Raw genomic sequence first — 9,052 nt, forward strand, 5'->3', positions numbered from 1 at the left:
GTTTTTCTCTGTTTTCGTTATTGAGTGCACCATTTATTTCCCCGTCCGGGGGTGGGCCCCCCTCCCCCCCCGCCGCGCCCGCCCCCCCCGACGGCACCTCATCGATCTCCCTGGAGGACTTGGCGGTCGTGCTGCTCGACGAGGCCGAGACGCCCCGGCATCACCGCGTCAGATTCACCGCGGGGTACTGAGAGCGGCCTGTACGGCAATGAGGCGGCGGGCCCGTATTCGTAGGGGTAGCGAGGCGCGGGGCCCATACGGGCAGCGAGGTATGGGCCCGCCCGCTCAGCCCCGGTTCACCTGGAGTTCCTTGATCCCGTTCAGCCAGGCCGAGCGCAGCCGTCGCGGGTCGCCGGTCAGCCTCAGACCGGGCAGTACGTCCGCGATGGCGTCGAAGATCAGGTTGATCTCCAGTACGGCGAGCGACTTGCCCAGGCAGAAGTGCGGGCCGCCGCCGCCGAAGCCGAGGTGCGGGTTGGGGTCGCGGGTGATGTCGAACTGTTCCGGGTTCTCGAAGACCTCCGGGTCGTTGTTGGCCGACGAGTAGAAGATGCCGACCCGCTCACCGGCCTTGACCTGCTGCCCGCCCAGCTCCAGGTCCTGGGTCGCGGTGCGCTGGAACGAGACCACGGGGGTGGCCCAGCGCACGATCTCCTCGGCCGTCGTGTCGGGCCGCTCCGCCTTGTAGTGCTCCCACTGCTCGGGGTGGGTGAGGAAGGCGTGCATCCCGTGGCTGATGGCGTTCCGGGTGGTCTCGTTGCCCGCGACGGCGAGCAGGATGACGAAGAACCCGAACTCGTCGGACGACAGGTTCCCCTCGCCCTCCGCCGCGACCAGGGTGGACACGATGTCCTTGGCCGGGCACTGCTTGCGGTCGGCGGCGAGGTTCATCGCGTACGAGACGATCTCCATCGCCGCCTCGGTGCCGACCTCCTCCGTGATCGCGTACTCCGGATCGTCGTACGCCGCCATCTTGTTGGACCAGTCGAAGATCTTGGACCGGTCCTGCTGCGGTACGCCGATGAGCTCCGCGATGGCCTGGAGCGGCAGCTCCACCGCGATGTTGGTGACGAAGTCGAAGGAACCGTCGTCCGCCGCGCCCGCCAGCGCCGTTTCGACGATCGAACGGGCCCGGTGGCGCAGGGCGTCCTCCAGGGACCGGATGGCACGCGGGGTGAAACCGCGCTGGACGATCTGGCGGACCCGGGTGTGCTCCGGCGGGTCCATATTGAGCATGATCAGCCGCTGTACGTCGATCTGGTCGCGGCTGATGGACTCGTTGAACCGGATGACGGCGGTGTTGGTGTGGGACGAGAACAGCTCCGGGTGCGTGGAGACGTACTTGACGTCCGCGTGCCGGGTGACGGCCCAGTACCCCTCGTCGCCGAAGCCCGCGATCCCGGCCGGCTGGGTGCACCACCAGACCGGCGCGGTCTGCCGGAGCTGGGCGAACTCCGGGAGCGGTACCCGGGATTGGAGCAGATCCGGATCCGTGAAGTCGAACCCTTCGGGCAGATGGGGGCAGTGCATCGGCTCCTCCAACTCCAGGTCTGGCTGACTGTGCTCTCAGGCTGTGTCCGGCCGGCCGTGGTCTGGCCGCCGACCGTCTGACGACCCATCAGAAGTGGTCCGAAGATAGTAACGAGTTCTACAAGGAGCAAGGGTCGTGGACGGAGTTGTTGCGTGCCAAGGGGGCGTAGGAACGGCCAAGACCCGTGCACGGGCCTTGCGTACCGGGGGTAGCACTCATAAGACTGCACAGAGAACTAGAACGCGTATCAGTTCTTCCGTGAGGGCGCCGGGACGCCCCAGCGGACGTGGAGGAGAGGACGAGCTCATGGCCGCGGAACCCGTCATCGTCGAAGCCGTACGTACCCCCATCGGCAGGCGCGGAGGCGCCCTCGCCAATCTCCATCCCGCCTATCTGCTGGGCGAGACCTACCGTGAACTCCTGGGCCGCACCGCCATCCACGCCGACTGCGTCGAGCAGATCGTCGGCGGTACGGTCACCCACGCGGGCGAGCAGTCCATGAACCCGGCGCGCAGCGCCTGGCTGGCGATGGGGCTGCCGTACGAGACGGCCGCGACCACCGTGGACTGTCAGTGCGGGTCCTCGCAGCAGGCCAGCCACATGGTGGCCAACATGATCGCGGGCGGTGTCGTGGACATCGGTATCAGCTGCGGGGTCGAGGCGATGTCACGGGTGCCGCTGGGCAGCGGCTCCAAGCACGGACCCGGCAAGCCGTTCCCCGACGAGTGGAACGTCGACCTGCCGAACCAGTTCGAAGCCGCCGAGCGGATCGCCCGCCACCGGGGGCTGACCCGCGAGAACGTCGACTCGCTGGGCCTCATCTCGCAGGAGCGGGCTGCCGCCGCCTGGGCCGAGGAGCGCTTCAAACGGGAGACGTTCGCCGTCCAGGTCCCCACCACCGAGGACGAACAGGCCGCGGGTCAGGGCATGTGGCGCCTGGTCGACCGGGACGAGGGGCTGCGCGACACCACGATGGAGGGGCTCGCCGGGCTCAAGCCGGTGATGCCGGTCGCCGTGCACACCGCGGGGAACTCCTCGCAGATATCCGACGGTGCCTGCGCGATCATGTGGGCGTCCAAGCGGATGGCGCGGGCCCTCAAGCTCAGGCCACGGGCGCGGATCGTCGCCCAGGCGCTGGTCGGCTCGGACCCGCACTTCCATCTGGACGGGCCGGTCGACGCGACGCGCGCGGTGCTCGGCAAGGCCGGGATGTCGCTCAAGGACATCGACATCGTGGAGATCAACGAGGCGTTCGCATCGGTGGTGCTCAGCTGGGCCCAGGTCTTCGAGCAGGACCTGGAGAAGGTCAATGTGAACGGCGGGGCGATCGCGCTCGGACACCCGGTGGGGGCGACCGGGGCCCGGCTGATCACCACCGCGCTCCATGAACTGGAGCGCAGGGACAAGGAGTTCGCGCTGATCACGATGTGCGCGGGCGGCGCGCTGGCCACCGGCACGATCATTCAGCGGCTGTAGGGAAGCCGGGGGCGGGGGTGGGGCCGGACGAATCCGGCTCTGTCCCTGGGGCGGGGCCGGGATCCGGCTCTGCCCCGGACCCGGCCTGTACGCCGGGTTCTGTCGCCGCACCGGACGCGGCCTCTGCAGGGAACGCCGCCTCCGTATCGATCGCGGCCCCCGCGTCGAAGGCCGCCCCCGCGTCGAAGACCGCCTCCGCGTCGAAGGCCGCGCGCCGGGTCGCCCGGCGCAGTGCCTTGAGGACGGCCGGGCCGACCAGCAGGGTCAGGACGACGGTCACGGCCGCCCGGCCCAGGTCCCAGCCGAGCGAAGTGGCCGCGCAGTAGGCGAAGAAGCGCGTCAGATTCGCCCCGACCGCGTCACCGGGATGGAAGGAGACCCCGGAGGACAGCCCGCCGATGTACGTCCAGCCCTGCAGGTTCATCACCGTGCCGTACGCGAACGCCGCCAGGCACCCGTACCCCGCGAGCATCACCACCTCGGCCCGCCCGCGCAGCCGGCGGGCGCCCGGCAGCAGCCCGGCGCCCATCGTGAACCAGCCCATCGCCAGCATCTGGAACGGCATCCACGGGCCGACCCCGCCGGTCAGCAGGGCCGACGCGAACATCGTGACCGAGCCGAGCACGAAGCCGAATCCGGGACCGAGTACCCGCCCGCTCAGCACCATCAGGAAGAACATCGGCTCAAGTCCCGCCGTACCGGCGCCGAGCGGGCGCAGCGCGGCGCCCACCGCCGCCAGCACACCGAGCATCGCCACCGCCTTCGCGTCGAGCCCGGCGTCGGCGATGGTCGCCACCACCACGGCCACGAGCAGCGGAAGCAGCGCGGCGAACAGCCAGGGCGCGTCCTGCGAGTGCGCGAGCCCCGAAGCGGAGTCGGCGAGCAGTGGCCAGCCGAAGGCGAACACCCCGATCACGGTGATCAGGACGAGCGCGGCGACCGAGCGCGGCCCAAGACCGACGGCCCTCACAGCGCCTCCCGCACCTGGGAAACGGTCAGCCAGTCCTGCGGCGCGAGGACCTTCGCGACCTGCGGTGCGAAGGACGGCGACGCGACCACGACCTCCGGCGTCGGCCCGTCCGCGACGATCTCGCCGTCGGCCAGGACGACGACCCGGTGGGCGAGTTCGGCGGCCAGCTCCACATCATGGGTGGCGAGCACGATGGCGTGCCCGTCCCCGGCCAGCGCGCGCAGTACCCCGGCCAGCCGGGCCTTCGCCGCGTAGTCCAGACCGCGCGTCGGCTCGTCGAGCAGCAGCAGCGGGGGACGGCCGGTCAGCACGACGGCCAGCGCCAGCGCCAGCCGCTGCCCCTCGGAGAGATCACGCGGGTGGGTGGAGTCCGGGACCCCGGGCAGCAGCTCGGAGACCAGCGCCCGGCAGCTGCCGGAGTCCGCGCCCGCGTCCGCGTCGGCCGCCGCGCACTCGGCGGCGACCGTGTCCGCGTACAGCAGATCGCGCGGCTCCTGCGGTACGAGCCCCACCCGGCGGATCATCTCGCGCGGCGGGGTCCGGTGCGGGGTGCGGCCGCCGACCAGGACCGAGCCGGACGACGGCTCGTGCATCCCGACGAACGTGCCGAGCAGCGTGGACTTCCCCGCGCCGTTGCGGCCCATCAGGGCGACCGTCTCGCCGGGCCGCACCGAGAGCGAGACCTGCCGCAGCGCCTCGACCCGCCCGCGCCGCAGGCCCAGCCGGTCGGCGGTGGCGACGGGTTCCGCGGGCGGGGGAGCGGGCGGGTCCGTGCGGACCCGGTCCGCGAGCCGCTCGCGCAGCGCCGCCGACCGGCGCCTGGCGTCCCGTACGGAGAGCGGCAGCGGATCCCAGCCCGCGAGCCTGCCCAGCGCCACGACCGGCGGGAAGACCGGGGACGCCGCCATCACTTCGGCGGGCGCGCCGATGACCGGGGCCGCGCCGGGGCCCGGCAGCAGGATCACCTGGTCCGCGTAGTGCACCACCCGCTCCAGCCGGTGTTCGGCCATCAGCACCGTCGTGCCCAGGTCGTGCACCAGCCGCTGGAGGACGGCCAGCACCTCTTCGGCTGCTGCCGGGTCCAGCGCCGACGTCGGCTCGTCGAGCACCAGCACCCTGGGGTGCGGGGTCAGCACGGAGCCGATCGCGACCCGCTGCCGCTGGCCGCCGGAGAGCGTCGCGATCGGGCGGTCGCGCAGCTCGGTGAGGCCCAGCAGATCGAGGGTCTCCTCCACCCGTCTGCGCATCACGTCCGGGGCGATGCCCAGCGACTCCATGCCGTACGCCAGCTCGTCCTCGACGGTGTCCGTCACGAAGTGCGCGAGCGGGTCCTGGCCCACCGTGCCCACCAGGTCGGCGAGTTCGCGGGGCTTGTGGGTCCTGGTGTCCCGGCCGCCGACGGTGACCCGGCCGCGCAGCACCCCGCCCGTGAAGTGCGGCACCAGTCCGGAGACCGCGCCGAGCAGCGTCGACTTGCCGACCCCGGAGGGGCCGACGAGCAGCACCAGTTCGCCCTCGGGCACCGTCAGATCGACGCCCTGGACGGCGGGCTCCCTGGCATCGGCGTAGGTGACCGACACCTGCTCGAACCGGATCACTTGCGCCCCTCATCGGACATGGACACGGACATGGACGCGGGTACGGATCTGGGTGCTGATACGCGTACGGGCACGGGCACCGGCGCCACGAAGGCCGGGACGAGACCGACCAGCACGGCCGCCGCGGGCCACAGCGGCAGCACCGGTGCGACCAGCGGGACCACACCGGGGTGCAGGGCCGCGGGGTCGCGCCCGCCCGCCCAGATCATCAGCGCGGCCACGGCGACCCCCGAACCGGCGACCAGCCAGGCGCGCGGGCCCCACCGGTCCGGCCGGTAGCGGGTCCGCACCGAACGGCGACCGCCCAGCCTGAGCCCGGCCAGCGCGGCGAGCAGCCCCACACCGAGCACCGGAAGACCGTACGAGGCACCCTCGGCGGCCAACAGGCCGTAGGTCCCCGCGCAGACCCCGAGCAGCCCGCCGAGCGTCAGTACGGTCGTGGTGTGCCGGACCGCGGGCGGCACCTGCGCCGTCCTTCCGTAACCGCGCGCGTCCATCGAGGCCGCCACGGCGACCGACCGTTCGAGGGCGCCCTCCAGGACCGGCAGCCCGATCTGGAGGACGGCCCTGATCCCGCCGGTGGGGCGGCCGCGCAGCCGCCGCGCGGTCCGCAGCCGCACCACGTCGGCGACCATGTTCGGTGCGAAGGTCATCGCGACGACGACGGCCACCCCGACCTCGTACAGCGCGCCCGGCAGGGACTTGAGGAGCCGGGCCGGGTTGGCGAGGGCGTTGGCCGCGCCCACACAGATCAGCAGGGTGGCCAGCTTCGCACCGTCGTACGCGGCGAAGACCAGCTGCTCCGCCGTCACCCGGCCGCCGATCCGCACGCCCTGTGCCCAGTGCGGCAGCGGTACCTCCGGCAGCGTGAACAGCGGGTGCGAGCCGGGGACCGGCGAGCCGAGCACCACCGAGAACAGCAGCCGGATGCCGATGACGAACAGCCCGAGCCGTACGAACGTGCCGTACGAGCGGGCCCACGGGGCGTCCGTGCGCCGGGCCGCCACCACATAGCCCGCCACGCCCACCAGCAGGCCGAGCAGCAGCGGGTTGGTCGTACGGGACGCTGCGGTGGCGAGCCCGAGGGCCCACAGCCACCAGGCGCCCGCGTGCAGGGCGTTGCCGCGGCCGACGGCGGGGGCGCGGAGCGACACCGTCATCCGCCGTTGCGCCTGCGGCGCGCCTGCCACACACCGGCCGCGCCGAGCACGACCACCGCGGCGATCCCGCCGACGAGCCCCGCGGACGGCCCGCCGCCGTCGCCGCTGTCGCTCTGTGCGGTGCTGTCGCCGTGTGCCGTGCTGTCGGCGGCCTTCCCGCCGCCGCCCTTACCGGTCCCCGACACCTGCTCACCGCAGCCCGTCCGGGGGTAGCCCGCGATCGAGCAGAGCAGCGCGTCGCTGTTGTACCGCAGCGGCTTGGCGACGGCGGCGAGCGCCTCCGCGCTGGTCGCGTCCCCGCCGACCCGCGCGCACACGGTGCGCTCGGCCGGCGGCTTCTCGCCGCCCGGCGCGTCGGCCGCCGTACCGAAGTCGACGACCAGCGCGATCCGTTTGGAGCCGCCCTTCGCCGGGGTCTTCGCGCAGATGGCGCCGAAGGTGAGGCCGCCGCCCGCGGGGACCCGCGGCTTGCTCGCGTCCTGGGAGTCCGCGCTGACCGCGAAGCGGAAACCCTGTACGTCCCCGTCGGCGGGCCGGGCCGTCGACGGGCCCTGCGTCGCGTACTGCCAGCCGCTGCCCGTACGGTCCCAGAACGACCAGTACCGGTATCCGGCGGCCTGCGCCGGGGCCGCGCCGAAGGCCGTGAGCGCGGTGAGCGCGGTGCCCACCACGACGGCGAGGACGGTCAGCCGTAGGGAGACAGCGCTCACCGGGTGCGGACGGGGTATCGGGCGGCGGCGCATCAGAGCTGACGCTTCCTGCCGCGCATGCTGAGCAGGAAGCCGATGCCGATTCCGGCGACGAGGCCGACGCCGACGATCCACCAGACGCTGACACCCGAGCTGTCGCTGTCCTTCTTGGAGTCGGCGGCCTGTGCCGTGGCCGCGGGGGCGGGCCCGGTCGCGTTGAGCTGCCTGACCAGGTCGGCGCCGCCGAAGTCGTGCGGATCGACACCGTTCGCACGGGCCGCGAAGATCAGCTGGGCGTACGCGGCGGGACCGCTCTGCCGTGCCCAGCCCGCGGCGTGCTGCTCCAGCCAGGCGAGCGGCTGCCTGGCCTGTGCGGTGAGACCGTCGGCGCCGAGCGCGGTCACCGCGTCGGCGGTGTTGCCGTAGTCGGGCTGGTCGTCGGCGCCCGGCATCGCGGACTTCAGATAGGCCTTGCCCGCGGTCGCCCCGGCGAGATAGGTGGCGCCGTTGTGCGCGGCCTGGGCGGGGGTCGACGCGTTGAGACAGCCCGTACCGCCGACATCCTTGGAGCCGGCCCGCGGTGCCAGACCGGCGCCCAGGGTGCCCAGCACGGCGGCGTCCGTCGCGTCGGCGTTCGCGAACAGCTTCCCGGACTTCTTGTCGGGCTGGTAGGCGAAGCCGCCGCCGCCCTCCTTCGCGTCGCACGGGATCGAGAGCGAGACCAGCACCTTCTTGGCCTTCGCGGTCGGCTCACCGGCAGCGGCGAGTGCGCCGATCACCACCGATGTGGAGTTGGCGTCGCTGGCGCCGCCCGGGTTGTAGCTCCACCCACCGTCCTTGCCCGCCACCGACTTCAGCCACTGGGCGCCCTTCTTCACAGCGGCGTCGTGTCCGCCGAGCGCGTGCAGCGCCTGCACGGCGGCCGCGGTGGCGTTGGTGTCCAGGAGTTCCTTGTCGCCGCACGGCTTCGTCACATCGGCGCGGAAGGAGGTGAAGGCGCCGTTGGCGCACTGCTGGCCGGTCAGCCAGTCGACCGCCTTCGCCGCGGGGCGCACCCCGGCGGCGTCCTGCGCGACCATCGCGAGGGACTGCCGCCAGACTCCGTCGTACTTGGGGTCCGCCTTGCCGTACAGACCGGAGGGGAGCACCGGGGACGCCGAGGGCGACGGCGAGGCGGCCGAGGCCGCCGGGGCAGCGGCCGCGCAGAGTATGGCGGATGCGGCGAGCGCGGTGGCGCTGCGGCGAAGGGTCATGGCGGGCGGGGCCTCTCCTGCGGGAAGCCGGGACACGGGCCCGCTCGGGCACCGGGGCTCCGGCTCCGTATACCTCGACGGTGCCGGCCACCGGAGGCTTCCGGTGGCGCGAGCCGGTCACTTCCGTACAGGCGGTCCGGCTCACCGCCTGTACGGGCGGTTCACGGTTGCGCGGTCAGCGCCGGAATTGCACCGGCTTTCCCTGTACGGGTGTGATGACGACCTTCCCACTGTACCGGCCGCGCCCGAGCGCCCCCGGAGTGGCCGGTGGCTCCGCGGCCGCTCCGCACCGCAGCGCGGAAACGGGCGGGGGGGGGCGCGCCGCGCTGGGGGGCCCGCCGCCCCCGGCCCCCCGGGCGGGCCCCGGACGCGGGC

The 9,052-nt window shown here is 72.9% G+C and carries 7 protein-coding genes and 1 riboswitch; of the genes, 1 reads left to right on the forward strand and 6 read right to left on the reverse strand.

What is annotated here, in order from left to right:
- Positions 1-285 precede the first annotated feature (285 nt).
- A complete protein-coding gene (locus tag ACFXBC_RS16530; protein WP_385024117.1) occupies positions 286-1,530 on the reverse strand; it encodes a cytochrome P450 in 1,245 nt (414 codons plus the stop codon).
- A 307-nt stretch (positions 1,531-1,837) separates the two neighbouring features.
- Here ACFXBC_RS16530 and ACFXBC_RS16535 point away from each other — a divergent pair, with 307 nt between their 5' ends.
- Positions 1,838-3,007, forward strand: coding sequence for a steroid 3-ketoacyl-CoA thiolase (locus ACFXBC_RS16535; RefSeq protein ID WP_385024119.1), 1,170 nt, complete (start codon positions 1,838-1,840; stop codon positions 3,005-3,007).
- Here the strand turns inward: ACFXBC_RS16535 and ACFXBC_RS16540 are convergent.
- Genes ACFXBC_RS16540 through ACFXBC_RS16560 form a run of 5 tightly spaced genes read right to left on the reverse strand, consistent with a single transcriptional unit; the run spans position 2,991 to position 8,677 of the window.
- Entirely contained in the window at positions 2,991-4,010 is a 1,020-nt protein-coding gene (locus tag ACFXBC_RS16540) for an ECF transporter S component (RefSeq protein ID WP_385024137.1), read from the reverse strand. The two genes, ACFXBC_RS16535 and ACFXBC_RS16540, sit on opposite strands and share 17 nt — an antisense overlap.
- On the reverse strand, positions 3,974-5,575 hold the full coding sequence (locus ACFXBC_RS16545) for an ABC transporter ATP-binding protein (protein WP_385024121.1): 1,602 nt from the start codon (positions 5,573-5,575) through the stop codon (positions 3,974-3,976). The genes ACFXBC_RS16540 and ACFXBC_RS16545 overlap by 37 nt, the downstream gene beginning before the upstream one ends.
- Positions 5,572-6,735, reverse strand: a complete 1,164-nt coding sequence (locus ACFXBC_RS16550) for an energy-coupling factor transporter transmembrane component T (protein ID WP_385024123.1) — start codon at positions 6,733-6,735, stop codon at positions 5,572-5,574. Before ACFXBC_RS16550 ends, ACFXBC_RS16545 begins: the two co-directional genes overlap by 4 nt.
- Positions 6,732-7,478, reverse strand: a complete 747-nt coding sequence (locus ACFXBC_RS16555; protein WP_385024125.1) for an SCO2322 family protein — start codon at positions 7,476-7,478, stop codon at positions 6,732-6,734. Before ACFXBC_RS16555 ends, ACFXBC_RS16550 begins: the two co-directional genes overlap by 4 nt.
- The gene (locus ACFXBC_RS16560) at positions 7,478-8,677 is read right to left on the reverse strand and encodes a prenyltransferase/squalene oxidase repeat-containing protein (protein ID WP_385024127.1); all 1,200 of its coding nucleotides are present in this window, start codon (positions 8,675-8,677) and stop codon (positions 7,478-7,480) included. The genes ACFXBC_RS16555 and ACFXBC_RS16560 overlap by 1 nt, the downstream gene beginning before the upstream one ends.
- Before the next feature lie 111 nt (positions 8,678-8,788).
- A riboswitch (cobalamin riboswitch) is annotated at positions 8,789-8,927 on the reverse strand.
- Between the last annotated feature and the right edge of the window lie 125 nt (positions 8,928-9,052).

Source organism: Streptomyces sp. NPDC059398, from assembly GCF_042751845.1.
Taxonomy (GTDB): Bacteria; Actinomycetota; Actinomycetes; order Streptomycetales; family Streptomycetaceae; genus Streptomyces.